The following is a 23,091-nucleotide window of genomic DNA, read 5'->3' as shown; positions in this document are numbered from 1 at the left end:
CAAGCCTACTTCTGATGGGGCGCTTATGGACGACTTGGCGGCGCGGGTGGCGGCGGCGATGTGGGCGGAGGACACCGCCAGCGCCGGGCTCGGGATGAAGCTGGTCGAGGTCGGCGAGGGCACCGCGCGACTCGAGATGACCGTTCGCGAGGACATGGTCAACGGGCACGGAATCGCGCATGGTGGATTCGTGTTCAGTCTGGCCGACTCGGCGTTCGCGTTCGCGTGCAACTCGCGCAACCGGGTCACGGTCGCGCAGGCCTGCGACATCGTGTTCGTGGCACCGGCGCACCGCGGCGACGTGCTGGTCGCGGAGGCGCGGGAACGGACCACCTTCGGCCGGAACGCGATCTACGACATCACGGTCACCCGCGGCGACGACGTGATCGCCGAGTTCCGCGGCCGCAGCCGCCAGCTGTCAGGCACGATCATCCCGGAGGAAGAATGAGTCGCGAGGCGTTCTTGGTGGACGGCGTGCGGACGCCGATCGGGCGGTACGCCGGGGCGCTGTCGGCGGTCCGCGCCGACGACCTGGCCGCGCACGTCGTCTCGTCGCTGCTGAACCGGACCGCGCTCGACCCGGCGCGGATCGACGACGTGGTCCTCGGCTGCGCGAACCAGGCCGGCGAGGACAACCGCAACGTCGCCCGGATGGCGGTGCTGCTCGCCGGGCTGCCGGACTCGGTGCCCGGTACGACGATCAACCGGCTGTGCGGGTCCGGGCTGGACGCGGTCGCGTACGCGGCCCGGTCGATCATTGCCGGGGACAACGACATCGTGGTGGCCGGCGGGGTGGAGTCGATGTCGCGGGCGCCGTTCGTGATGCCGAAGGCGACGACAGCGTTCGCGCGGCAGGCGGAGGTGTTCGACACCACGATCGGATGGCGGTTCGTGAACCCCGTACTGAAGGCGCAGTACGGGATCGACTCGATGCCGGAGACGGCGGAGAACGTGGCCGCAGAGTTCGACGTGTCGCGCGAAGACCAGGACCTGTTCGCGCTGCGGTCGCAGCAGCGAGCGGCGAAGGCACAGGCGAACGGGCGGTTGGCGGAGGAGATCGTCTCCGTCGACGTGCCGGGGAAACGTGGTTCTGTGACGGTGGATGTCGACGAGCACCCGCGTGAAACGTCTCTCGAAGCTCTGGCGGCCTTGAAGACTCCTTTCCGATCGCCTGGAACTGTTACCGCGGGAAACGCTTCGGGGGTGAACGACGGTGCGGCCGCTCTGCTGGTGATGAGTGGGGAAGCTGTGGAACGGTACGGCGTCACACCGTTGGCCCGGGTCGTGGGGACCGCTGCCGCGGGAGTGCCGCCGCGGATCATGGGGATCGGGCCGGCGCCGGCGACCCGCAAGTTGCTCGACCGGACCGGGGTCGCGTTGCCGGACATCGAGGTGATCGAACTGAACGAGGCGTTCGCGTCGCAGTCGCTCGCCGTACTGCGGGAACTCGGCCTGCCCGACGACGCGGAGCACGTGAACCCGAACGGCGGCGCCATCGCCCTCGGCCACCCGCTGGGGATGTCCGGCGCCCGCCTCGCCCTCACCGCCGCCCTCGAACTTCGCCGTCGCGACGCCCGGTACGCACTGGCCACCATGTGTATCGGCGTCGGCCAAGGCGTCGCGACCCTGCTCACCCGTCCTTAGGAGTCGTTCATGCTCGGTGAGGCTTGCCCCTCCGAATTGCGGGACCCCGGCGAGAAGCTGTCCGTCGACGAGCTCCGGTCGCGACAGCTGTCATTGCTGCAGGCAACGGTACGGCGGGCGTACCAGAACGTGCCGCACTACCGTTCCGCGTTGGACGCGGTCGGGTTCAAACCCGACGACCTGCAGTCGCTCAGCGATTTGAGTCGCCTGCCGTTCACTGCCAAGAAGGACCTGCGCGACAACTACCCGTTCGGGATGTTCGCGGTGCCCAGAACTGAAGTTGTGCGCGTGCATGCGTCCTCGGGTACGACGGGGCGGCCGACGGTGGTCGGGTACACGCGGCAGGATCTCGACAACTGGGCCGACCTGATGGCGCGCTCGATCCGCGCGGCCGGTGGGCGGGCCGGGGACGTCTGCCACGTGGCGTACGGGTACGGGCTGTTCACCGGCGGGCTCGGAGCGCACTACGGGGCCGAGCGGCTCGGATGCACCGTCGTACCGATCTCGGGCGGGATGACCGAGCGCCAGGTGGATCTGCTCCGCGACTTCGGCGCCCGGATCATCATGGTCACGCCGTCGTACTTCCTGTCGATCGTCGACGAACTGGAACGCCGCGGACTGGATCCGCGGGACACCTCGCTGCGGATCGGGATCTTCGGCGCCGAACCGTGGACCGAGGCGATGCGGACCGAGGTCGAGGAACGCACCGGGATCCACGCCGTCGACATCTACGGCCTGTCCGAGGTGATGGGGCCGGGCGTCGCGCAGGAATGCGTGGAGACCAAGGACGGCCTGCACATCTGGGAGGACCACTTCTACCCGGAGATCATCGACCCGGTGACCGGCGAGGTGCTGCCGGACGGTTCCGAGGGCGAGCTGGTGTTCACGACGCTCACCAAGGAAGCCTTCCCGGTACTGCGGTACCGCACCCGCGACCTGACCCGCCTGCTCCCCGGCACCGCCCGTCCCGGGATGCGCCGGATGGAGAAGATCACCGGCCGCACCGACGACATGATGATCGTCCGCGGCGTGAACGTCTTCCCCACCCAGATCGAGGAACAGATCCTGCTGGTCCCCGGCCTCACCCCGCACTACCTGTGCGTCCTCACCCGCCCCGGCCGCCTCGACGAACTCACCGTCCAGGTCGAGGCGTCCCCTGACCTGACGGACCGCGCGACCGCGGCGTCCACCCTCGCGCACCGCATCAAAGTCCGCGTCGGCGTCACCGCGGCCGTGGAGGTCGTCGACCCGCATGCCCTGGAACGCTCCCTGGGCAAGGCCAAACGCATCAAGGACCTACGCACGCACTGACACCTACCTCGGCCTGCCGCACCGGCCTGGTGCACTGCGGGCCCCGGCCGGCTCTGGGGGCCTTGCACCCCATCTGGGGGCTTTGGCCAGGTTATTGCTTGTTCAACGCCTCGGCTTGGGGTGCACGGCCCCGTCAGATGAGCGATTCGCGTTGGGGGTCGGCGGGTTGCGCCTTGCGGAAGGCGGGTGGGCGGAGGTGGGGGCGGATCACGGCCTCCAGTTCGAAGTCCTCGAGGTTGAACTTGGCGGCGACGTCCCGATAGGAGGCGCCGGTGCGGACCTCGTCGATCACATCCTCCACCGGGATGTCGTCGACCAGCGGACGGCCCGTGGACGCGGGCCCTCGGCGGCGATCTCGATGAGCAGGTCGCGGCCGTCGTGCGCGAGCCCGGACCAGGCCAGCGGGTACCGGCGGCCGGCCCGCCGGCGGAGCGCGATCGCGGCCTCGCCGATCGCGTGCAGGGACAGTCCGGTACGGCGCAGCTGCCGGAGCATGTGCGTCTCCACCAGGCCGGCGAACGTGATCGTCGGCTCGCCGCGACCTCCGCGGCCCGCCTCCAGCGCTCCGGAGCGCAGCCAGTCGCCGAGCGTGGTGGCCGGCAGCCCGAGATGCAGGGCCACCTCGGCGCGGGTGTACAGCGGCAGGTCGAACCGTGGATCCACGTCTCACCTCGAATCCCGGTGCGGGCGCTTGTCGTCAACAGAGTGTCAGAAATGGGGTTTCCTCCCCGGCGTCGGTCCGCTACGGTGCGAGGGCCGGAGGCTTCGACACCCCGGCGGTGGAGAGGAGGTGAGCGCGATGTCGAGTCCGACTGTCGTGCCGCCCCGCTGCCGTGTCCACGGCTGACCGGGTGGCGTCGTACCACCTAGGAGATGTCGTATGAACGAAGTACAACGTCCGTCGCTGACCGCCGGGGAGCGGGAGCAGTTGATCGGATGGCTCGACCTGCAGCGTTCGTTCGTCCGGATGAAGTGTGCCGGGCTGAGCGAGGAAGATGCCCACCGCACGGTTGTTCCGACCTCGCCGTTGATGACCCCGGCGGGGCTGGTCGCGCACCTGCGCTGGGTCGAGTACTCGTGGTTCCAGCAAGGAATCCGCGGCGTGCCCGACACCGGCCAGACGCCGTGGACCGAGGGCGGGCACGTGGACGCCGAGATGTTCGTCGACGACGTACCGATCGGCCAGCTGCTCGACGAGTACGACGAGGAGTGCCGGCGTTCGAACGCCGCGATCGCGGACCTGCCGCTGGACGTCGTCGAGGCGGGCCAACCCGCTGACAAGGCAGCATCCTTGCGGTACGTGCTGTGTCACATGATCGAGGAGACCGCCCGCCACGTCGGCCACCTCGACATCATCCGCGAACTCCTCGACGGCACGAAGGGTTACACGAAGGTGGAGTAACCCGGTTACGCCTGCGCCGAGGGGTGGATAGGATGTCCGGCATCTGGCACGGGGTAGCGACAAGAGGTGTGATGAGGGAACCCTCCGTACGCCGTTATTCCGGGCGGTCAGTCGAAGAGTGGAAGGCCGCGCGCCGGGAACGGCTGCTGGCTGCCGCGCTCGAGCTCTTCGGGACCGAAGGATATCCGGCGACATCCGTGGAACGCCTGTGCACACAGGCGAAAGTGTCCACCCGGCACTTCTACCACGAGTTCCAGAACAAGGAAGCCGTGCTGCTCGCGGTGCACGCGCAGGTGATCGAGTTGGCGGTCTGGAGTACGGGGGACGCCCTCCGCCGGACCGCCGACCAGCCGGTGCGGGAGCGGATCACCGCGGCCGTCGACTCGTACCTGCGGGCCATCATGGCGGACCTCCGGCGAGCCCGGATCTCGTTCGTCGAGGTGGTCGGCGCCAGCCCGGCGGTCGAGGAGCAGCGGAACGCGTTCCGGGAGCTGCTGATCGGCAAGGTCCGCGACCTCGGCGACACCGCGGTGGAACGCGGCGAGATCAAGCGCAAGGACTTCCGCTTCCTCGCGCTGGCGTTCCTCGGCGCGGTGAACGCGGTCGTCCACGACTGGATGCTCGCCGACCCCCGCCCGCCGGAGCACAACATCCAGAACTCCCTCCGCGACCTGGCCGTCCAGCTGATCACGGCTTAGGACCTGTCTGGTAATCCAGCGCCGTCGCGAGGAGGTGCTCGGTGCGGTAGCTCGGCGCGCGGGGGCGAAGGGGTCGATGCGGAGCATCGTTCCCTTTGCACCCGTGCGCCGAGATGCCGTGCCGAGTGCCCCGCAGTAGGCGCTGGATTACCAGACAGGTCCTAGTCGAGGTACCGCTTGCGCAACTCGGCGAGGGCTTCCTCGCGCGGTACGGCGGCGCCGGCGGCGTAGGTGGCCTCATAGGTTTCGTTGCCCAGGGCATCGCGGAGTTCGTCGACGAGTTGCTGTACGTCGGCGTCCGGGATCGTGCGGAGGCCCTTCATCGTGGCGGCGAGCCCGAACACCCGGGCCACCTCCGCGGGCTCGCTCGTCAGCAGGTCGGCGTGCAGCCCGATCTCGACGACCGCGGCCGCGACCGGCATGTCCTCGGTCCCGAGCGCCAGCCCGATCGCCTCCCGGGCGCACTGCTGAGCCTTCTCGACGTCGCGGGTGGACGCGTAGATCCGGCTCAGCTGCCCGAGCATCACCGCCTGCCCGTGCGGCGCCATCCGCTCGGCCTCCAGGTCCAGCGTCGCGTACGCGCGTTCCGCCAGCTCGCGCGCCTCGTCGATCCGCCCGAGCCGGAACTGCACCTTGGCGAGCCCCATGTACGCCATCGCCTCGCCGCCGCGCGACCCCGTCTGCTCGGACAGCTGCAACGCCCGCTGCAGGTCGGCGCGGGCACCGTCGTAGTCGCCCAGCTCGACCCGGCTCATCGCGCAGCTGCCGAGCAACTGCCCGACGCCTTCGGTGGTACCGAGCTCTTCGATCAGCCGGAGCGCCTCGACCAGCGATTCCAGCGCGGCCGCGTGATCCCCGGTGCTGGCCTGGTACCCGGCGAGTCCGCGCAGCGCCATCGACGTACCGAACCGGTCGCCGATCTCGCGGAACCCGTCCAGCGCGACGGTGAGGTCGGCCGCCATCTCACTGACCTCGCCCTCGTTCTCCCGGAACATCGCGCTGGTCATCACGCCCATGTTCCGGATCCACGGGTCGGGGTGCCGCCCCGCGGCCTCCAGTTCGGCGAAGCAGGTCGCCTTGTCCCGGCGTACGGCGGCCCAGACCGCGTTGGTGAACAGCCCGATCCCGGAGTCGACCAGGATCGGGTGCTTGCGCGTCATCCACCGAACCGTGGCCAGCCCGCGGGCCGCCTGCCGGAACGCCTTCCCAGCGTCCTGCGCGGTCGACATCCGGCCGAGCGCGAGCAGGTACAGCGCCTCGGCCTTGTCCACCGGTACGGTCGGCCCCGGTACGGCGAGCGCGGCCTGCATCCAGGTCACCGCCTCGGCCGGGCGGCCGCTCATCGTCCAGTACTCCCCGAGCACCGCGACCATCTGTACGGCGACCCGCGCGGAGCCGGTGTCGATCGCGGTCCGGAGCGCGTCGATCAGGTTCTCCTGGTCGGCGGTCAGACGGGCGATCCACTCGATCTGTTCGCCGGTCCGCAGCTTCGGCCGCGCCGCACGGAGCAGGCGGCTGAAGTACACGGTGTGCGCCCAGCGGAAGCGGTCGTACTCCCCCGAGGCCTTCAGTTGCTCGGCGCCGTACGCGCGGACCGTCTCCAGCATCCGGTAGCGCACGGACCGCTCGTCGGCGGCGGCCTCGACGAGTGACTTGTCGACGAGGGAGGCGAGCACGCCGAGCACAGACTCGGCGGGGAGGTGTTCGTCGCTGCAGATCTGCTCGGCCGCGTCCAGCGTGGCACCGCCGGAGAAGAGCGAGAGCCGCCGGGCGACCGCCTGCTCGTCGGGGTCCAGCAGGTCCCAACTCCACTCCACGACGGCGCGCAGGGTCTGGTGGCGCGGCAGCGCCGTACGGGAACCGCTGGTCAGCAGCCGGAACCTGTCCGCCAGCCGGTCGACGATCTGCGGCGGGTTGAGTGCCCGCAGACGCGCCGCGGCCAGCTCGATCGCCAGCGGCATGCCGTCCAGACGCCGGCAGATCTCCGCGACGGCTTCCCTGTTCGCGTCGGTCAGCTGGAAGTCCGGGCGTACGGCGCGGGCGCGGTCGACGAACAGCTGCATCGACGGGTACTCGTCGGTGGCCGCGTCCTCCGGCGGCAGGTCCAGCGGACCGACCGGGTGCAGGTGCTCGCCGGGGATGCTCAACGGCTCACGACTCGTGGTCAGCACCCGGAGCCGCGGGCACGCCGCCAGCAGCGAGTCGACGAGTCCCGCGACCTCCTGGACCAGGTGCTCGCAGTTGTCGAACACCAGCAGGACGCGGCGGTCCCCGATGACCTCGACGAGCCGTTGGGTCGCTGCGCGGCTGGTAGGGATGTGCTGCGGCGCGAACCGTGCCTGTGTGACGTCGACGTACTCACTGGCGCCAAGTGTGGACAGTACGGCGGGTGCGACGTCGGCCGCGTCTCCCAACGGTGCCAGTTCTACGAACCAGATGCCGTCGCCGGACTGGTCCACGAGCGACCTACCGGTCTCAGTGGCCAGCCTGGTCTTGCCGGCACCACCTGGGCCGACCATGGTGACCAGCCGGGTCCCATTGCTCAGCAGACGGGTCAGCTCGAACACGTCCTCCCGGCGACCGACGAAACTCGTCAACGGAGCCCGCAGGTTGTTACGCGGCGCGGCCGGCGCAGGAACCGGTACGGCGGAACCCCGGGCAGCCGGATCGACCACGTCGCCCCGCAGCACCGACACATGCAGGTCCCGGAGGCGTGCACCGGGGTCAGCGCCCAGCTCGTCGGCCAGGGTGGTGCGGACACGTTCGTACGCCGTCAGGGCCTCCGCCTGGCGGCCGTCGGCGTACAGGGCGCGGATGAGCAGCTCGTGGACGCGTTCCCGGAGCGGATGTGTGACGGCGAGGTGTTCGAGGTTCGCGATCAGGTCGCGGGCGTGACCGCAGCTGACGGCCGCCTCGGCAAGGTCCTCCGCGGCAGCCAGCCGTAGCTCGGCCAGCCGGTCCGCTTCGACCGCGGCGAACGGGAGGTCCCGCAGGTCGGTCAGCGCCTCGCCGCGCCACAGCTTGTCGGCCTGGGTGAGCAGCAGGTGCGCCTGCTCCGGGTCGGACGTGAGGACCGCGCGACCACGCCGTACCAGCTCCTCGAACTGGAGGGTGTCGACGCAGTCCGGGCCGATCGTCAGCGTGTAGCCGGCCGGACCCGACTGGACCGAGATGCTCGACTCGGTCGTGGGCAGGCTGCCGCGCAGCCGCGAGACCAGCGACTGCAGAGCGTTCGCGCTCGGGGCCTCGCTGCCCCACAGCCCGTCGACCAGCGTCTCGACGCTGACCGGCCGCCCCGCGCTCAGCGCCAGCCGCGCGAGCAGTCCGCGCAGGCGAACACCCCGGATGTCGAGCGGAGTCCCGTCGGCCGCCCACATCGCGAGTGGACCGAGCACCGCTATGCGCACTCCACCAGCCTTGCACATCCTCCCGACCAAACACCCCTGCCTTTTGTCACTTCGCTCCCTTAAGGTCGGGAGTCGTGACAGAAATTGCCGCGCAGACACAATCCGCGCTCACTCGTATCGTCGCCGAACGTCAAGCCAAGGGCCGGGTGCCCGGTGTGGTGGGCGCCGTCGCCCGGGCCGGGTCACTGGCCTGGTCGCAGGGCGTCGGATCGGCCGACCTGGACAATCCCGGCGTACCGCCGACCGCCGACTCGCAGTTCCTGATCGCGTCGCAGAGCAAGACGCTGACCGCGGTCACGATCATGGCGCTCCGCGACGAGGGCAAGCTCAGCCTGGACGACACGATCGAGACGCTGATCCCGGACAGCACCCACGAGGGCATCACGGTCCGGCAGATGCTCAGCCACGCCAGCGGCATGCAGCGCGAACCGGTCGGCGACGTCTGGGACCTGATGAAGTTCCCGTCCCGCGACGAGCTGGTCCCGGGCTGGAACGCGGCCGAGCGGATCGGCAAGCCGCACCACCGGTTCCACTACTCGAACCTGGTGTTCTCGCTGCTCGGCGAGATCGTCGCCCGGCTCGACGGCCGGTCCTGGTACGACGCCGTGAAGGCGCGGATCCTCGACCCGCTGGAGATGCGCCGGACCACGGTCGGCATGGACGGCGGCCCGGCCCAGACCGGGTACTACGTACCGCCGTTCTCCGACGTCCCCGTGAAGGAGCCGCTGCTCGACATCGGCGCGATGGACGCCTGCGGCGGGCTGGCGTCGACCGCGGAGGACCTGGCCAAGTGGGCGATGTTCGTCGCGAACCCGGTCGACGAGGTGCTGTCGAAGGACACCCTGGACGAGATGTGCCAGGTGCAGATCATGGCGGACGTGGACCGTTGGCAGCTGGCCTTCGGCCTCGGGTTCATGCTGCTGCGCCGCGGCGACCGGCTGTTCGTCGGCCACGACGGCGGCATGCCCGGCCACATCACGTCGACGTTCGTCGACCGCTCCTCGGGTACGGCGGGGATCGCGCTGTTCGGCGCCACCTCGTCGCCGGCACCGAGCGCGCTGGCGACCGACCTGATCATCAAGGTCCTCGAGGACGACCCGCTGCCGCCGGAGACCTGGGTCCCCGGCACCGCCGTACCGTCCGAGTTGTCCGGCGTCCTCGGAACCTGGTTCACCGAGGGCTCGCCGTTCGTGTTCTCGGTCAGGAACGGCACGCTGGAGGCGAAGTCGCCGGCGGCGGCCGAATACCAGTCCCCCGCCGTCTTCGAACGTGTCTCCGACGACGTCTACCGGACGGTCTCCGGCCGCGAGACGGGCGAGCTCCTGCAGATCACCCGCGACCCGGCCGGCCACCCCACAAAGTTGCATTGGGCAACCTACCTGTGCACCCGGGAGCCGCTGTCCTTCGGTGAGATCAACCCGGGCTAGACGACGCAGAAGTCGTTGCCCTCGGGGTCCTGCATCCACAGGTGGTCGAGGACGTTGTCGGTGCCGAACTCCTCGACCAGCGTGGCGCCGGCGGCCTGGAGCTTGTCGCCGGTGCTGCGGATGCGTTGCTCGCGGAGATGCTGGGGCTGCGCGCGGCCGCCTGCGACCTGGAGGTCCAGGTGCAGGCGGTTCTTGACGGTGCGCCGCTCGGGGACCTTGAGGAAGGAGATCGACGGGAGAACGCCGTCCGGGTCGGAGATCGAGGCGCCGTCGTTCCACTCGTCCTCGGGGACGTTCAGGTCCGTGAACCACGCCTCCCAGGTGTCCCAGCCCTGCGGCGGAGCCGACTCCGTGTAGCCGAGCGCCGTACACCAGAAGCGTGCGACCAGCGCGGGATCGGCGCAGTCGATGGTGAGCGTCCACTTGGTCGTCATGCGACCACTCTGACGCTCACCACCGACAGATTTTCTATGTCCGCCGGCGGTACGCTCGGATCGCGAGCGGGGCGAAGACCCCGACCAGGCCGACCATCCAGGCGAGCGTGATCAGCAGCGGCTTCTCGATCGGGCCGCCGAGCATCAGTCCGCGCATCGTGTCCACCAGATACTTGACCGGGTTGACCTTCACGAACGCCTGCAGGAAGCCCGGCAGCGTGTCGGTCTTCACGAACACGTTGCTGCCGAACGTCAGCGGGAACATCACCAGGAACGCCACACCCTGCACGCCCTGCGCGGTCTTCAGCGACAGGCCCAGCCAGACCCAGATCCAGCACATCGACAGCGCGAACGCCAGCACGATCACGAGCGCTAGTAGGCCGTACCCGACGCCGTTCTGGAACCGGAACCCGAGCGCGAACCCGGTGCCCATCAGGATCACGATCGACAGCGTGTAGCGGACCGCGTCGCCGAGCACCGCGCCGACCAGCGGCGCGATCCGGGCGATCGGCAGCGACCGGAACCGGTCGAACACGCCCTTCGCGAAGTCGTCGTTCAGCGCGACACCGGTGCCCATCGTGGAGAACACGACGGTCTGCACCAGCAGACCGGGCAGCAGGAACGGCAGGTAGTCGCGCCAGCCGGCGCCCTGCGCGATCGCACCGCCGAACACGAACAGGAACAGCACCAGGAAGATGATCGGCTGGAAGGTCACGTCCGCCAGGGCTTCCGGGTTCTGCCGGATCCGGACGATGTTCCGCCAGGCCAGCGTCAGGCTCTGCTGTGCCCACGCGAACGGGTTGGCCCGCCTTGTTTCGATTGCGATCGTGGTCATCGGCCGGCTCCTTCCAGGACCTTCGGCTCCTCGGTGGTGTGACCGGTCAGGGCCAGGAAGACCTCGTCCAGGCTGGGCAGCCGCAGCGACAGCTCAGTCACCGCGATCCCGGCCTCGTCCAGTCGCCGTACGACGACCGGCATCGACGAGCCGTCCGTCACGGGCACGCTGACCAGTGCGTTCACCACGTCGACGGTCGGTCGGGTGCCGACCGATTCGGCCACGATCGCGGCCACCCGCTCGATGTGCGAGGGCTCCGCCGGGCGTACGTCGAGCGATTGTTTGCCGGCCTGCGCCTTCAGTTCGGCGGGCCGCCCGTTCGCGACCACGGCGCCCTTGTCGAACACCACGATCGAGTCGGCGAGCGCGTCGGCCTCTTCGAGGTACTGCGTCGTGAGCAGGACGGTCGTACCGTCGAGGACCAGGTTCCGGACCGTCTCCCAGACCCCGTTGCGGGCGTGCGGGTCGAGGCCCGTGGTGGGCTCGTCCAGGTACAGGATGCTCGGGTTGCCGACCAGGCTCGCGGCCAGGTCCAGGCGGCGGCGCATACCGCCCGAGTACGTCTTCGCGATCCGGTCGCCGGCGTCGGTCAGCTCGAACCGTTCGAGCAGTTCGTCCGCCTTGGTACGGGCCTGCGGGCGCGAGTACCCCAGCAGCCGGCCGATCATGATCAGGTTCCGGCGGCCGGACATGTCCTCGTCGACCGACGCGTACTGCCCGGTCAGCCCGATGATGCCGCGGACCTTCCCGGCTTCGCGGACGACGTCGTACCCGCCGACCGTGGCGTGCCCGGCGTCCGGGCGGAGCAGCGTGCCGAGGATGCGGACCGCGGTCGTCTTGCCGGCGCCGTTCGGGCCGAGGACCCCGAGGACCGTGCCGGTGGGCACGCTCAGGTCGACGCCGGCAAGCGCCGTGGTACTGCCATATTTCTTGACCAGACCGACCGCCTCGATGGCGACCTGGTTCGTTGTGGTCATCGGGTTCCTCCCAGTGGTTACCTACTGGGACTACCGTCTCCTGACGTGCTGGCACGGACCTGGCACAGCGCTGTCTCAGCCCTTCAGCGGGACGATCTGGTTCGCCAGCAGCGCTTGGTACGCCTCGGGGTTGTACCGCGCGAGATTGCCTCGCGCCTTCCGCCGGTACTTGAGGATCTGCCGCGTCCCGATCGCCCACAGCACGTACTGGAACGCCAGCGCGACCTTGAAGTCACCGATCGCCTGCGGCGCACCCCCGGACGACGCGTCCAGCAGTACGCCGACCATCCCGATGCAGAGCAGCGTCGCGATGAAGCCGCCGGTGTTGACCATCCCGTTCGCGGCGCCGAAGCGTGTGGTCGGGTTGAACGTACGGGCGTAGTCCAGCCCCAGCATCGAGCCAGGTCCACCGGCCGCCTGCACGACGATCAACGCGAGCAGCACAGGCATCGGCGCACGTCCCGGCCACAGCAATACGGCGGTCCACATCACCACCGAGCCCGCGATCACCGCCAGCACGATCCAGGACCGGTAGAACGGGAACTTGGCGGCGTACCGTCCGACCAGGGGTCCGTAGCAGAGGCCGGCCAGCACCGGGATGATCAGCATGGCCGCGGCGGTCGTTGGGGCGACCCCCTCACCCTGGACGAGGAACGGGTAGCCCCAGAGCAGTCCGAACGTGCTGCCGGAGAAGCTGGTCGTGAAGTGCGTCCACAGGCCCAGCCGTGTGCCCGGTTCCTGCCAGGCGCGGCGGAGGTTCTTCTTGACCTCTGCGAGCGGGGGCTTCGCGCGGCGGAGCTGTTCGTCGTACGGGGTGTTCCTGACGAGCAGTAGTACCAGTACGCCTGTTACCAGGCTCAGTACTGATGCAGCGGCGAACGTAGGCGTCCAGCCGAAGGCGTGGAAGGCAGCAGCCATCGGAACGGTCGACATGATCGCTCCGAGACCGCCGAGCATTCCTGTCGCCTGTGACATCACGGGCTGGCGCAGCGCAGGGAACCAGGACATGACCACCCGCAGCACACTGATGAACACCAGTGCGTCGCCAACACCCAGCACTGCGCGTGCGGCGAGGGCAGCAGGGTACGAGTTGACCATGCTGAACGCGGACTGCGCGACGAACAGCAGCCCGGACGCAGCGATCAGGAGGCGCTTGGAGCCGTAACGGTCGAGCAGAACGCCGACGGGCACCTGCATAGCGGCGTACACGGTCAGCTGGACGACGGTGAAGCTGGCCAGCGCGGACGCGGAGATATGGAAGCGCTCCGCGGCCTGCAGACCGGCCACGCTCATGGAGCCGCGGTGCAGCACGGTGACGAGGTACGTGAGGACAGCAGTGGCCCACACCGCCCAGGCACGCCGTCCGCCCAGGGGGTAGCGAAGTTCGTTCACCGCGTGCCCCGCAGATCCGTCGCGGCGGTCTCGATGTGGTCGATCACGAGCTCGCGGAAGCGCTTCACGCTGTTGCCGCCGAGCGCGTCGATCATCTCCTGGTGCGCGGTGATCGACTTGTCCATCCGGGCCGGCTGGACCTCGATCCCGGGCACGCCCATCCGGACCTGGCGGTCGCGGAGGCTGTTGTAGAGCTTGGCCAGGATCTGGTTGCCGGCGGCATCGACGATCGCCTCGTGGAAGGCGCGGTCGGCCTCCAGGAACTTCTTCGCGTCGCCGTCCTTGCGGTGCGCGCGCATCTCGTCGACGCGCTCGGTCAGAGCCTCGATCAGCTGCTTGCGGCGTGGCCAGACCTTGGCGGCGGCATGCGTCTCGATCAGCTCACGGGCCTCGAGTACGTCGTCGATCTCCTGCGGGAGCACCGGCAGGACCAGCGCACCCTTCTTCGGGTAGAGCTTGACCAGGCCGGACTCCTCGAGGCGGAGCAGGGCCTCACGGACCGGCGTACGGGAGACACCGACCGCAGTGGCCAGCTCACCCTCGGTGAGGAGTTCGCCACCCGGGTAGGCCCGGTCGAGGATCGCGGCCTTCACGTACGCGTACACGCGCTCCGCCGCGGGGATCTTCTCCACCCCCGGCGCCGCCTCGACCACCACCCGCGCGATCTCCGCGGTCTCGTCACCCAATGTCAACGCGTCACTCGCCGCGTCCCCGCCTGCCACTGCACCCCACCCATACGACTCGTATCTTTGTTGTATCTATCTTACACACACAAACAATCCACTGGCGAAGCCGGGTATTCCCCAGGTTATCCACAGGCGTATCCACACGATGTGCACAGCTTGCAGGGTTTCCCCTGCGTTGTGGACGAAGAACTCCGCTTCTCCGCGATCCGGCCTAGAGTCTCGGGTTACCGGTCCGGACCCGTCCGTCCGGCCCCTGCCCCTGAGGAGGCCTCGTGTCCCGAACGCCCCGTCCCCACCGGCTGGCCGCCGGTCTGTCCGCTGCCGCGCTCGTCTGCGTTTCGCTGGGCGCCGCGACCGGCGCGCACGCCGCCACCGCTGCCGGGCCTCTGATGAACTACGTGGTCAACACGAAGGCCACGCCCGGTCACGTCCGCAAGGCCGAGGACGCGATCAAGGACGCCGGCGGCAAGGTCCTGGTCTCGTACCGGCAGTTCGGTGTGGTGGTCGCGCAGTCGACCAACCCGGACTTCCGTACCGACATCCGCGCGACCCACAACGGCCGCGAGGTCGAGTCGGTCGGCGCCACCCGCACCGCCGCGGTCAGCGAAGGCGGCATGAACGCCCTCGACGAAGCCACCGCCACCCCGGTCGCGGACCCGCGCGAGGGCGAGCAGTGGGACATGCAGCAGATCAAGGCCGACCAGGCGCACGCGGTCACCGACGGCTCGCGCAGCGTCCTCGTCGGCATCAACGACAGCGGCGTCGACGACACCCACCCGGACCTCGCGCCGAACTTCGACGCCGCGGACTCGGTCAGCTGCGTGACGAACGGCGTACCGGACCGAACCGCCGGCGCCTGGCGGCCGACCACGAGCTCGCACGGCACCCACGTCGCCGGCACCGTCGCCGCCGCGCGGAACGGCATCGGCATCGTCGGCGTCGCCCCGGGCGTCCGGATCGCGTCGGTGAAGGTGGTGAACGACGCCGGCTTCATCTACCCGGAGTACTCGATCTGCGGCATCGTCTGGGCCGCCGAGCACCACATGGCCGTCACGAACCACAGCTACTTCATCGACCCGTTCGAGTTCTGGTGCAAGGACAACGGCGACCAGGGCGCGGTCCAGGAAGCAGTACGCCGGGCGTACGCCTGGGCCACCGACCAGGGCACGCTCTCCGTCGCGGCGGCCGGCAACTCGAACTACGACCTCGCCAACAAGACCACCGACAACGGCAGCCCCGACGACGGGCCCGCGGTTCCGCGCACGATCAACAACGACTGCCTCGACATGCCGACCGAACTCCCCGGCGTCATCACCGTCGCCAGCACCACCCGCACCGGCGCCCGCAGCAGCTTCTCCAACTTCGGCCTCGACAAGATCGACGTCGCCGCCCCCGGTAGCTCCATCCTCTCCACCCTTCCCGGCGGCGGCTACGGCCTGATGAGCGGCACCTCCATGGCCTCCCCGCACGTCACCGGCATCGCCGCCCTGATCAAGTCCACCCACCCCTGGTGGGGCCCCCGCGACATCGAACGAGCCCTCCGAACCGAGGCCGACGACACCGCCTGCCCCACCACCCCCGACGCCCGCTGCACCGGCACCACCGCCAACAACTCCTTCTACGGCGAAGGCACCGCCGACGCCCTCGACGCCGTAACCCGCTAACCCCCGATCCGAGTGGGGGTCCACCGCCCGGGACCCCCACTCACCCCCAAACCCACGAAGCCTGTGGGTGAGGAACTCCGCCATGGCGGTCACATCGATGTCGTCCGGGAACTGGTCGACGGCCGGGCAGGCTCCGACTACGGCGACTTCGGCGCCCCGGACAGGTGGGAAGCGTACGTCGCCAGGGTCCAGGCGGCGGCCGACCTCCATGCCGACAAGAGCTGACCAAGTTCGCACGAGCGCAGCACTCAGTTGTGCGCGCGGACGGCGCCCCTTGATCGTCGGGTCATCCCGTACGGCACCACAGCGACGACCATGGCGAGGCAGGCCACCGGGGAGAACCAGGAAGGGTGTCTCGGCCAAGCCAGGAGCACGGCCGGAACGGTGAAGGCGACAGCGATCCCGGCTGCCGCGACGACGTCACCGAGTCGCCACCCGCTGCGTTCTTCCGGGGTCGGCGCGTAGAGATCGCTCGAGCGCGGGGTCTGCGCCCAGTAGTTGATCAGGTGGACCGCGGGATCCCCGACGGCGATCCATGGCTTGTGCAAGGCCAAGGCGACGCAACGGCGACCACCTCGCCGCCTGATGACGGCTCCGAATGCTCCGGACGTCGCCGATACGACGTCGTGTCTGGCGATCCGGTGAGTCCACAGCGGATTGCGCACAACCAGCTCATCAGGTGAGAGCCACACCGCGGGCCGCACGATGCCGAACCACCAGAGCACCACGTACATCGCGATCGCCGTCAGCGGATCGCTGATCGGATGGTCGACCTGCCTCGCGGTAGAGATCAGGGCGATCGGGGCGGTAGCAAGGATCCCTACTCCAATCCCGACCTGGACGACCGGGCTCACCCTCCAACAGCGGCTGACCGCCTCGCCGGGCAATCGGTCGCCCGCGCGACGGTCTGTGCTCACTGAAGAATCATGGCAGGCACATACCTTGCAGCGGAACCTCTTGCCACACCCGCCGTGCTAGACCGTCGTGTCACCGGAGATGGGGTGGCCCGCGGCGGCGCAAAGGTCGAGAACTGTGCTGACGACCTGGGGTAGAGGTTGGTGGGCGTCTACGATGCGCGCTTGGCGCTTACCCAGCTCTTCTTCGACTCTGGTGCGCCACCAGCGCGACCAGACGGCGGTGTCACCCACCTTGCCGAAGATGTTGGCACGCTTCGGGTCTCGCAGGCGGGCGTCCATCGTCCGGTCGTCACAGCGGAGCAGGATCACAAGTCCGAACCGGTCGAGGTAGTCGAACATGTTGAACGCAGTTCCGCAGAGCACCGCGTTGCGGGATCGGCAGTGTGCGAGAAGTTCTGTCAGCCGGCCGTCGATCCACTGCCAATGATGTGCGGTCAGCCAGGCCAGATCAGGCGCCGGCGGGAAGGACACCGGGCTGCCGGACGAGTCCTCATGGCGCGCATACCCGTAGTCCAGGTCGACGGCGTACCGGCCCTGCTCTTGCAGAGCAGCAGCAACCGTGGACTTGCCTGAGCCCGGACCACCGGCGAGAAGCACAGCCACCATGCAAGGACGATCGGCGCCATCCAATCAGTTGGCAACTCGATTTCTGACTCCGGACGGGAAAGGTGTCAGAGTGTGGGGATGTTGAAGCAGGTGGGCGATGGGGTTTGGGTGCGGCAGAGTGGGTGGGTTTGGAGTAACTCGACTGTCGTGCGGACGGACGACGGGTTGGTTCTTGTTGATCCGGGGATCAGTGGGGCTGAGCTCGGTGCACTTGCTGATGAGGTGGATCGGCTGGGAGTGCCGGTGGTGGCGGGGTTCTCGACGCATCCGCATTTTGATCACTTGTTGTGGCATTCGCGGTTCGGGGATGTTCCTCGGTATGCGACTGCTGGGTGTGCGCGGGTTGCGACTGAGGGTCGGGAGCAGGCGCAGGTTATGGCGGTGGAGACCGCGGAGGATGTACCGGTCGAATTGGTGGCGCTTGTCAGTCCGTTGCCGGCGGGCGGTGGACCTGTGCCGGGCGAGATCATCGAGCATGACGGGCACGCTGTCGGGCACGCCGCAGTACTGCTGGCAGATCACGGGGTCCTGCTGGTTGGCGACATGCTGTCTGACGTACTGATTCCGATGCTCGACGTAGGTCGGCCTGGTCAGTTGGATGCCTACGAGGCGGCGCTCGGCCGGCTCGAGGAGGCTGTGCGGCGGGTCGACGTCGTGGTCCCGGGGCACGGGGCCGTGGCCGAGAGGGCTGAGGTGGCCGCGCGGTTGACGGCGGATCGGGCATACCTCGAGGCGTTGCGGCGGCGGGAGGAGCCGGTCGACGTACGCATGGAGCAGGACTGGATGATGGGTCCGCATCAACGCAATCTGCAGGCCCTGCTGGATTGACGCCGGAAGGTCGACGATCCGCGGAGTGCCGACCGTACCTGTATCTAGCCCGTGGTGATCAGCACGATCCCGGCCACGACGACGGCGGCCGCGGTCGCTCGTTTCGGGCCGAAGCGTTCGTGGAAGAAGAGAGCGCCGATGATCGCGCCGAAGATGATGCTGGTCTCGCGGAGCGCGGCGATGGCGGCGAGGGTGCCGCGGGTCTGGGCCCAGAGCACCAGGCCGTACGCCGCCATCGACACGACGCCGCCCGCGAGACCTGACAGGATCGCCGGGCGGGGCAGGTCGAAGATCCGCGGGCCACGCCACAACAGCACGGCGATCGGCATCGCGAATCCCTGCAACATGAAGACCCAGCCCATGTACGTTGCCACCGGCATCTTGTGGACCGCGACCCCGTCGACGACGGTGTACGACGCGATCATCAGGCCGGTACCGGTCGCGGCGAAGATGGCCGGCAGTTGGTTGCGCCCGGGCCGCCCGATGAACACAAGTGCGATGAGGCCCGCCGAGACGAGCAGGACACCGGCCAGCTCGAGCAGGGCCAGCTGCTGATGCAGTACGACGATCGACACCACGGCCACCACCCACGGCGACGTACCGCGGGCCAACGGATACATCTGGCTGAACTGTCCCAGCTGGTACGACGCCAGCAGCCCGCCGAGGTACGCGAGGTGCAGCAACGCCGACGCGATGATGTACCCCCACGTCCCCGCCGGCGGCAGCCCCATCACCAGCACCGCCACCAGTCCGATCACCCCGGCCGCCAACTCGAACAACGCCAACCCGGCAAACCGATCCGGCGCCCCGTGCGCCATCGCATTCCACGTTGCGTGCAGGACCGCCGCCCCGAGGACCACCAGAATCACGACCACTCCACCACCCTCTCACCCGCTCACGGCGCGGGTCAGGTGGATTAGAGGAGGTCGAGGTCGCGGAGGCTTCGAGCGGTTTCGAGAATGGTGGTTTCCAGGGGGCGCGGGTTCCAGCCGAGCATGGTGCGAGCGCGGGTGTTGTGGATCGTGGGGCGGGGGAGGTCGGGGCCGGGGGCCTCTTCGGTGGGGGTGGGGACGGAGAGATGCTCGTGCAGGAGGTGGGAGAGTTCGAGGAAGCTCGTGGCCGGGTCGTTGCTTACGGCAAGGAAGCGGTGGCCGGCGGCGGTCCGGTTGGTCATCGCGCGGACGTGCAGGTCGGCGACGTCACGGACGTCGACCACGCCGAAGCGGGCACGCGGGAGCACGTCGATGCTGCCGTCGAGGATCGACTTGATCAGTTGGGTGGAGGACCGGAGGTCGGTGGTGAGGGTCGGACCGAAGATGGCGGTCGGGTTGACGACGACCAGTTCGGTGGCGGCGTCGCGCATCAGGTCCCAGGCGGCGCGTTCGGCGATCGCCTTCGAGCGGGGGTACGGCGCGAGGCCGGGGGTGTCCGGGTCGGTCCAGTCGTCCTCGGTGTAGTCGGCGTCGGGTTTCGGGGTGTACCCGATCGCGGCGAAGGACGAGGTCAGGACGACGCGGCGGGCGCCGGCGTCGCGGGCGGCTCGTAGTACCCGGAGGGTTCCCTCGCGGGCGGGGACGATCAGTTCGTCCGGGTCTTCGGGCTGTACGGCGGGGATCGGGGACGCTACGTGGTGGATCTCGGCGCAGCCGTCGACGGCGGTCTTCCAGCCGTCGTCGGACATCAGATCCGCCTCGACGAATTCCAGGCGGGTGTCGTCGGCGCCACCCCGGCGTACGGCGGCCCGGACCGAGTCGGCGCGAGACCTCGAGCGGACCGTCGTACGGACGTCGCGTCCGTCGCGGAGGAGTCGCGCGATCAGGTGAGTCGCGAGGTAACCGGAACCCCCGGTGACGAGCACCGGGCTCATCGGAGGGCTCCCAGGCCGTCGACGACGTCTACCAGGCGTTCGATGGTTGCGGCCTCGGCTGCTTCGTCACCGCGGTCGCGGGCGTCCCACAGCGCCGCCTTCTCGCGGAGGTAGCGGAGGCGGGTTTGCTGGGCGGCGATCTCGGACTCGATGCGTTCGGCGTGCCGGAGCAGCAGGTCGCGCTGCTCGCCGGCCGCCGCACGCCCGCGGGCGCGGTTCGCCAGGTACGTGCGCATGTCTCCGATGCCGACGCCGACCGCGCGCAGGCAGGCCAGCGCTTCGAGTACGTCGACGTCCGCGCTCTGGTACCGGCGGTGGCCGCTCTGCGCGTCCCGGCCGATCGGGCCGACCAGCCCGACGTCCTCGTAGTACCGCAGCGTCGGCTCGCTCAGCCCGCTCCGCCGCGCGACCTCCTGAATGGTGAAAACCGTCATGCCGCCACGGTCACATACTTAAAGCGCTTGAGGTCAAACAAGAAGGGCCCGGATGAATTCACCCGGGCCTTCGAGCTCAGAACATCAGTGCGCGGGCGGGATCCTCGAGGATGCTCGCCACGTCGGCGAGGAAGATGGAGCCCTTCTCGCCGTCGATCAGGCGGTGGTCGAAGGACAGCGCGAGCGTGGTGATCCAGCGCGGGACGATCTCGTCGTCCACCACCCACGGCTGCTTCCGGACCGCGCCGAACGCGAGGATCGCGGCCTCGCCCGGGTTGATGATCGGCGTACCGGCGTCGACCCCGAACACGCCGACATTGGTGATCGTGAACGAACCGCCCGCCTGGTCCGCGGGCTGGGTCTTGCCCTCGCGGGCGGTGGCGACCAGGTCGTTCAGCGCCCGGCAGAGGTCGGGCAGGGTGAGCGAGTCGGCGCCCTTGATGTTCGGGACGATCAGCCCGCGCGGGGTGGCCGCGGCGATCCCGAGGTTGACCGCGCCCTTGTAGACGATCTCCTGGGCCTGCTCGTCCCAGGCCGCGTTCACGATCGGCGTACGGCGGGCGGCGAGGGTAACGGCCTTCGCGACGATCAGCAGCGGGGAGACGCGGAGGTCGCGGAACGCCTTGTCCGACTTCAGCCGCTCGACGAGTTCCATCGTGGCGCTGACGTCGACCGTGATCCACTCGGTCACGTGCGGTGCGGTGAACGCGCTGGCGACCATCGCCTGCGCCATCACCTTCTGTACACCCTTCACCGGAACGCGGGTGTCCTCGCGGCCACTCACCACCGGGGCGGGTTCGTACGTCGCAGCCGCCGGTACGTCGGCGGCCGGAGCCGCGGCGTGCGCTTCCACGTCCGCCCGGGTGATCACACCACCCGCGCCGGTCGCGGTCACCGCCGCCAGATCAATCCCCAGATCCTTGGCAAGCTTCCGCACGGGCGGCTTCGCCAGTACATGACCCCTGGCAACCGGCGCCTGCGGCGCCGGGGTGGGAGGTGCGACAGCGGCCGACGCGGACGCCGGAGGCGCGGCTGGGACGGCCGACGCCGCAGCTGCGGCCTGGGGTGCGGCCGGTACGGCCTGAGGTCCGGCCGGTACGGCCTGAGACGCGGCGGGTGCGGCCTGAGGCGCGGCGGGTGCGGTCGGCGGTGCGGCTGGGGAACCTGTTGGTGCGGCCGTGGGAACGCCGGCTCCTGGACCACCGTTCGCGGGTTTGCGTTGGCGGCGCTTGGCTTCGGTGGTCTTGGGGCCGTAGCCGACCAGGACCGCCGTACGACCGCCGGACTCCTCCGGCTCCGGGACGGACGGGACCATGTCGTCCGCGAGCGGCTCGTCGCCGGCGGACTCGGTCTGCACCGAGATGATCGGCGTACCGACCGGGACCGTCTCGCCCTCGGGGACCAACAACTCGGTGATGACACCGGCGAACGGGACCGGGAGCTCCACGAGCGACTTCGCGGTCTCGATCTCGACGACAGTGTCGTTCAGCTTGACGGTGTCGCCGGGCTTCACCTTCCAGCTGACGATCTCGGCCTCGACCAGCCCCTCACCGACGTCGGGGAGGCGGAACTGCTGGATGCCCATCAGTACCCCATCACCCGGTCGACGCCGTCCAGGACCCGGTCCAGGTCCGGCAGGTACTCGTCCTCCATCCGCGACGGCGGGTACGGAGTGTCGTACCCGGTGACGCGCAGCACCGGCGCCTCCAGGTGGTAGAAGCACTCCTCGGTCACCCGGGCCGCGATCTCCGACCCGGGACCGAACGAGTACGGCGCCTCGTGCACGACGACCGCGCGCCGCGTCTTCTTCACCGAGGAGAAGATCGTCGCCAGGTCGAACGGCGCGATCGTCCGCAGGTCCACGACCTCCAGGTTGCGCCCGTCCTCGACCGCGGCCTCGGCCGCCTGCAGACACGTCTTCACCATCGGCCCGTAACAGAGCAGCGTCGCGTCCGTACCCTCACGCACGACCTTCGCCTTGTGCAGCGGCAGCGCCGGCCCCGCGGACTCGTCCAGCTCGGCCTTCTCGTGGTACCTCCGCTTCGGCTCGAAGAACACCACCGGGTCGTCGGACGCGATCGCCTGCTGGATCATCCAGTACGCGTCGACCGGGTCGCCGCAGGAGATCACCTTCAGCCCCGGTACGTGCGCGAACAGCGTCTCCGGCGACTCCGAGTGGTGCTCGACCGCGCCGATGCCGCCGCCGTACGGGATCCGGATGACGACCGGCATCTTGATCTTGCCCATCGACCGGTAGTGCATCTTCGCGACCTGGCTGACGATCTGGTCGTACGCCGGGAACACGAACCCGTCGAACTGGATCTCGCACACCGGGCGGTACCCGCGCAGCGCGAGCCCGACCGCCGTACCGATGATCCCGGACTCGGCCAGCGGAGTGTCGATCACCCGGTCCTCGCCGAAGTCCTTCTGCAGCCCTTCGGTGACCCGGAAGACGCCGCCGAGCTTGCCGATGTCCTCGCCCATCACGAGGACCTTCGGGTCCTTCTCCATCGCGGCCCGGAGTCCGGCGTTGATGGCCTTGCCGAGAGTGATCTTGCTCAT

Annotated in this window: 24 protein-coding genes; 9 read left to right on the top strand and 15 right to left on the bottom strand. The window is 69.2% G+C overall.

The window, feature by feature from the left end; translation table 11 throughout:
* The first annotated feature begins 25 nt into the window (after positions 1 to 25).
* From paaI to paaK, 3 genes are read left to right on the top strand one after another with little or no spacing between them, the layout of a single operon-like run.
* The gene (paaI, locus tag AB0M51_RS17525) at positions 26 to 448 is read left to right on the top strand and encodes a hydroxyphenylacetyl-CoA thioesterase PaaI (RefSeq protein ID WP_344194080.1); all 423 of its coding nucleotides are present in this window, start codon (positions 26 to 28) and stop codon (positions 446 to 448) included.
* Entirely contained in the window at positions 445 to 1,644 is a 1,200-nt protein-coding gene (gene pcaF, locus AB0M51_RS17520) for a 3-oxoadipyl-CoA thiolase (protein ID WP_344194077.1), read from the top strand. The genes paaI and pcaF overlap by 4 nt, the downstream gene beginning before the upstream one ends.
* A gap of 9 nt (positions 1,645 to 1,653) precedes the next feature.
* A complete protein-coding gene (paaK, locus tag AB0M51_RS17515; RefSeq protein WP_363749593.1) occupies positions 1,654 to 2,955 on the top strand; it encodes a phenylacetate--CoA ligase PaaK in 1,302 nt (433 codons plus the stop codon).
* A gap of 133 nt (positions 2,956 to 3,088) precedes the next feature.
* Here the strand turns inward: paaK and AB0M51_RS17510 are convergent, their stop codons facing one another.
* Together AB0M51_RS17510 and AB0M51_RS17505 are read right to left on the bottom strand one after the other, a co-directional pair.
* Entirely contained in the window at positions 3,089 to 3,256 is a 168-nt protein-coding gene (locus AB0M51_RS17510; protein ID WP_363749592.1) for a hypothetical protein, read from the bottom strand.
* Positions 3,244 to 3,618, bottom strand: a complete 375-nt coding sequence (locus AB0M51_RS17505; protein ID WP_363749591.1) for a hypothetical protein — start codon at positions 3,616 to 3,618, stop codon at positions 3,244 to 3,246. The genes AB0M51_RS17510 and AB0M51_RS17505 overlap by 13 nt, the downstream gene beginning before the upstream one ends.
* A gap of 217 nt (positions 3,619 to 3,835) precedes the next feature.
* Between AB0M51_RS17505 and AB0M51_RS17500 the strand changes: the two genes are divergently transcribed.
* The gene (locus AB0M51_RS17500; protein WP_363749590.1) at positions 3,836 to 4,357 is read left to right on the top strand and encodes a DinB family protein; all 522 of its coding nucleotides are present in this window, start codon (positions 3,836 to 3,838) and stop codon (positions 4,355 to 4,357) included.
* A gap of 71 nt (positions 4,358 to 4,428) precedes the next feature.
* Positions 4,429 to 5,055, top strand: a complete 627-nt coding sequence (locus AB0M51_RS17495) for a TetR/AcrR family transcriptional regulator (protein ID WP_363749589.1) — start codon at positions 4,429 to 4,431, stop codon at positions 5,053 to 5,055.
* 161 nt (positions 5,056 to 5,216) lie between these two features.
* On the opposite strand, the gene AB0M51_RS17490 is transcribed toward AB0M51_RS17495, so the two are convergent.
* Complete coding sequence (locus AB0M51_RS17490) at positions 5,217 to 8,462, bottom strand: BTAD domain-containing putative transcriptional regulator (RefSeq protein WP_344194066.1); 3,246 nt, start codon at positions 8,460 to 8,462, stop codon at positions 5,217 to 5,219.
* Between the two features lie 74 nt (positions 8,463 to 8,536).
* On the opposite strand from AB0M51_RS17490, the gene AB0M51_RS17485 reads away from it, so the two are divergent.
* Positions 8,537 to 9,889, top strand: coding sequence for a serine hydrolase domain-containing protein (locus tag AB0M51_RS17485; RefSeq protein WP_344194063.1), 1,353 nt, complete (start codon positions 8,537 to 8,539; stop codon positions 9,887 to 9,889).
* Here the strand turns inward: AB0M51_RS17485 and AB0M51_RS17480 are convergent.
* The 5 genes from AB0M51_RS17480 to AB0M51_RS17460 all read right to left on the bottom strand — a co-directional run bounded on the left by AB0M51_RS17480 (position 9,886) and on the right by AB0M51_RS17460 (position 14,249).
* Positions 9,886 to 10,323: a VOC family protein gene (locus AB0M51_RS17480; protein WP_325041202.1), complete on the bottom strand. Its 438-nt coding sequence runs from the start codon at positions 10,321 to 10,323 to the stop codon at positions 9,886 to 9,888. The two genes, AB0M51_RS17485 and AB0M51_RS17480, sit on opposite strands and share 4 nt — an antisense overlap.
* Positions 10,324 to 10,357: 34 nt before the next feature.
* Complete coding sequence (locus AB0M51_RS17475; protein ID WP_344194059.1) at positions 10,358 to 11,158, bottom strand: ABC transporter permease; 801 nt, start codon at positions 11,156 to 11,158, stop codon at positions 10,358 to 10,360.
* Positions 11,155 to 12,135, bottom strand: coding sequence for an ATP-binding cassette domain-containing protein (locus AB0M51_RS17470; RefSeq protein ID WP_344194057.1), 981 nt, complete (start codon positions 12,133 to 12,135; stop codon positions 11,155 to 11,157). The genes AB0M51_RS17475 and AB0M51_RS17470 overlap by 4 nt, the downstream gene beginning before the upstream one ends.
* Positions 12,136 to 12,210: 75 nt before the next feature.
* Positions 12,211 to 13,527, bottom strand: coding sequence for an MFS transporter (locus tag AB0M51_RS17465; protein WP_344194055.1), 1,317 nt, complete (start codon positions 13,525 to 13,527; stop codon positions 12,211 to 12,213).
* The gene (locus tag AB0M51_RS17460) at positions 13,524 to 14,249 is read right to left on the bottom strand and encodes a GntR family transcriptional regulator (protein ID WP_344194053.1); all 726 of its coding nucleotides are present in this window, start codon (positions 14,247 to 14,249) and stop codon (positions 13,524 to 13,526) included. The genes AB0M51_RS17465 and AB0M51_RS17460 overlap by 4 nt, the downstream gene beginning before the upstream one ends.
* Positions 14,250 to 14,485: 236 nt before the next feature.
* Between AB0M51_RS17460 and AB0M51_RS17455 the strand changes: the two genes are divergently transcribed.
* Both AB0M51_RS17455 and AB0M51_RS17450 read left to right on the top strand, forming a co-directional pair.
* Complete coding sequence (locus AB0M51_RS17455) at positions 14,486 to 15,877, top strand: S8 family serine peptidase (RefSeq protein WP_344194050.1); 1,392 nt, start codon at positions 14,486 to 14,488, stop codon at positions 15,875 to 15,877.
* Positions 15,878 to 15,940: 63 nt separating this feature from the next.
* Entirely contained in the window at positions 15,941 to 16,102 is a 162-nt protein-coding gene (locus AB0M51_RS17450) for a hypothetical protein (protein WP_344194048.1), read from the top strand.
* Between the two features lie 23 nt (positions 16,103 to 16,125).
* Here AB0M51_RS17450 and AB0M51_RS17445 read toward each other — a convergent pair whose 3' ends face one another.
* Entirely contained in the window at positions 16,126 to 16,794 is a 669-nt protein-coding gene (locus AB0M51_RS17445) for a hypothetical protein (protein ID WP_344194046.1), read from the bottom strand.
* Positions 16,795 to 16,851: 57 nt separating this feature from the next.
* On the bottom strand, positions 16,852 to 17,391 hold the full coding sequence (locus AB0M51_RS17440; protein WP_344194044.1) for a hypothetical protein: 540 nt from the start codon (positions 17,389 to 17,391) through the stop codon (positions 16,852 to 16,854).
* An 87-nt stretch (positions 17,392 to 17,478) separates the two neighbouring features.
* Between AB0M51_RS17440 and AB0M51_RS17435 the strand changes: the two genes are divergently transcribed.
* Positions 17,479 to 18,228 carry an MBL fold metallo-hydrolase gene (locus AB0M51_RS17435; protein ID WP_344194042.1) on the top strand — a complete coding sequence of 250 codons (750 nt, stop codon included), beginning with the start codon at positions 17,479 to 17,481 and terminating at the stop codon, positions 18,226 to 18,228.
* A gap of 44 nt (positions 18,229 to 18,272) precedes the next feature.
* On the opposite strand, the gene AB0M51_RS17430 is transcribed toward AB0M51_RS17435, so the two are convergent.
* The 5 genes from AB0M51_RS17430 to AB0M51_RS17410 all read right to left on the bottom strand — a co-directional run bounded on the left by AB0M51_RS17430 (position 18,273) and on the right by AB0M51_RS17410 (position 23,091).
* A complete protein-coding gene (locus tag AB0M51_RS17430) occupies positions 18,273 to 19,097 on the bottom strand; it encodes a DMT family transporter (RefSeq protein ID WP_344194040.1) in 825 nt (274 codons plus the stop codon).
* Between the two features lie 47 nt (positions 19,098 to 19,144).
* Entirely contained in the window at positions 19,145 to 20,095 is a 951-nt protein-coding gene (locus AB0M51_RS17425; RefSeq protein ID WP_344194038.1) for an NAD-dependent epimerase/dehydratase family protein, read from the bottom strand.
* Positions 20,092 to 20,529, bottom strand: coding sequence for a MerR family transcriptional regulator (locus AB0M51_RS17420; RefSeq protein ID WP_344194036.1), 438 nt, complete (start codon positions 20,527 to 20,529; stop codon positions 20,092 to 20,094). Before AB0M51_RS17420 ends, AB0M51_RS17425 begins: the two co-directional genes overlap by 4 nt.
* Positions 20,530 to 20,605: 76 nt before the next feature.
* The gene (locus tag AB0M51_RS17415) at positions 20,606 to 22,114 is read right to left on the bottom strand and encodes a dihydrolipoamide acetyltransferase family protein (protein WP_344194034.1); all 1,509 of its coding nucleotides are present in this window, start codon (positions 22,112 to 22,114) and stop codon (positions 20,606 to 20,608) included.
* Complete coding sequence (locus AB0M51_RS17410; protein ID WP_344194032.1) at positions 22,114 to 23,091, bottom strand: alpha-ketoacid dehydrogenase subunit beta; 978 nt, start codon at positions 23,089 to 23,091, stop codon at positions 22,114 to 22,116. The genes AB0M51_RS17415 and AB0M51_RS17410 overlap by 1 nt, the downstream gene beginning before the upstream one ends.

Source organism: Kribbella sp. NPDC051137 (assembly GCF_040682535.1).
Taxonomy (GTDB): Bacteria; Actinomycetota; Actinomycetes; order Propionibacteriales; family Kribbellaceae; genus Kribbella; species Kribbella karoonensis.
The sequence above is the reverse complement of the archived record's forward strand: the minus strand, read 5'-3'. Positions and strand labels throughout refer to the sequence as shown.

What these genes read in the sequence shown, in the direction of transcription:
- AB0M51_RS17435 (WP_344194042.1), top strand. Translation starts at nt 17,479, where the DNA reads ATGTTGAAGCAGGTGGGCGATGGGGTTTGGGTGCGGCAGAGTGGGTGG.
- pcaF (WP_344194077.1), top strand. Translation starts at nt 445, where the DNA reads ATGAGTCGCGAGGCGTTCTTGGTGGACGGCGTGCGGACGCCGATCGGG.
- paaK (WP_363749593.1), top strand. Translation starts at nt 1,654, where the DNA reads ATGCTCGGTGAGGCTTGCCCCTCCGAATTGCGGGACCCCGGCGAGAAG.
- AB0M51_RS17415 (WP_344194034.1), bottom strand. Translation starts at nt 22,114, where the DNA reads ATGGGCATCCAGCAGTTCCGCCTCCCCGACGTCGGTGAGGGGCTGGTC.
- AB0M51_RS17475 (WP_344194059.1), bottom strand. Translation starts at nt 11,158, where the DNA reads ATGACCACGATCGCAATCGAAACAAGGCGGGCCAACCCGTTCGCGTGG.
- AB0M51_RS17420 (WP_344194036.1), bottom strand. Translation starts at nt 20,529, where the DNA reads ATGACGGTTTTCACCATTCAGGAGGTCGCGCGGCGGAGCGGGCTGAGC.
- AB0M51_RS17480 (WP_325041202.1), bottom strand. Translation starts at nt 10,323, where the DNA reads ATGACGACCAAGTGGACGCTCACCATCGACTGCGCCGATCCCGCGCTG.
- AB0M51_RS17500 (WP_363749590.1), top strand. Translation starts at nt 3,836, where the DNA reads ATGAACGAAGTACAACGTCCGTCGCTGACCGCCGGGGAGCGGGAGCAG.
- AB0M51_RS17410 (WP_344194032.1), bottom strand. Translation starts at nt 23,091, where the DNA reads ATGAGCAAGATCACTCTCGGCAAGGCCATCAACGCCGGACTCCGGGCC.
- AB0M51_RS17495 (WP_363749589.1), top strand. Translation starts at nt 4,429, where the DNA reads ATGAGGGAACCCTCCGTACGCCGTTATTCCGGGCGGTCAGTCGAAGAG.
- AB0M51_RS17470 (WP_344194057.1), bottom strand. Translation starts at nt 12,135, where the DNA reads ATGACCACAACGAACCAGGTCGCCATCGAGGCGGTCGGTCTGGTCAAG.
- paaI (WP_344194080.1), top strand. Translation starts at nt 26, where the DNA reads ATGGACGACTTGGCGGCGCGGGTGGCGGCGGCGATGTGGGCGGAGGAC.
- AB0M51_RS17425 (WP_344194038.1), bottom strand. Translation starts at nt 20,095, where the DNA reads ATGAGCCCGGTGCTCGTCACCGGGGGTTCCGGTTACCTCGCGACTCAC.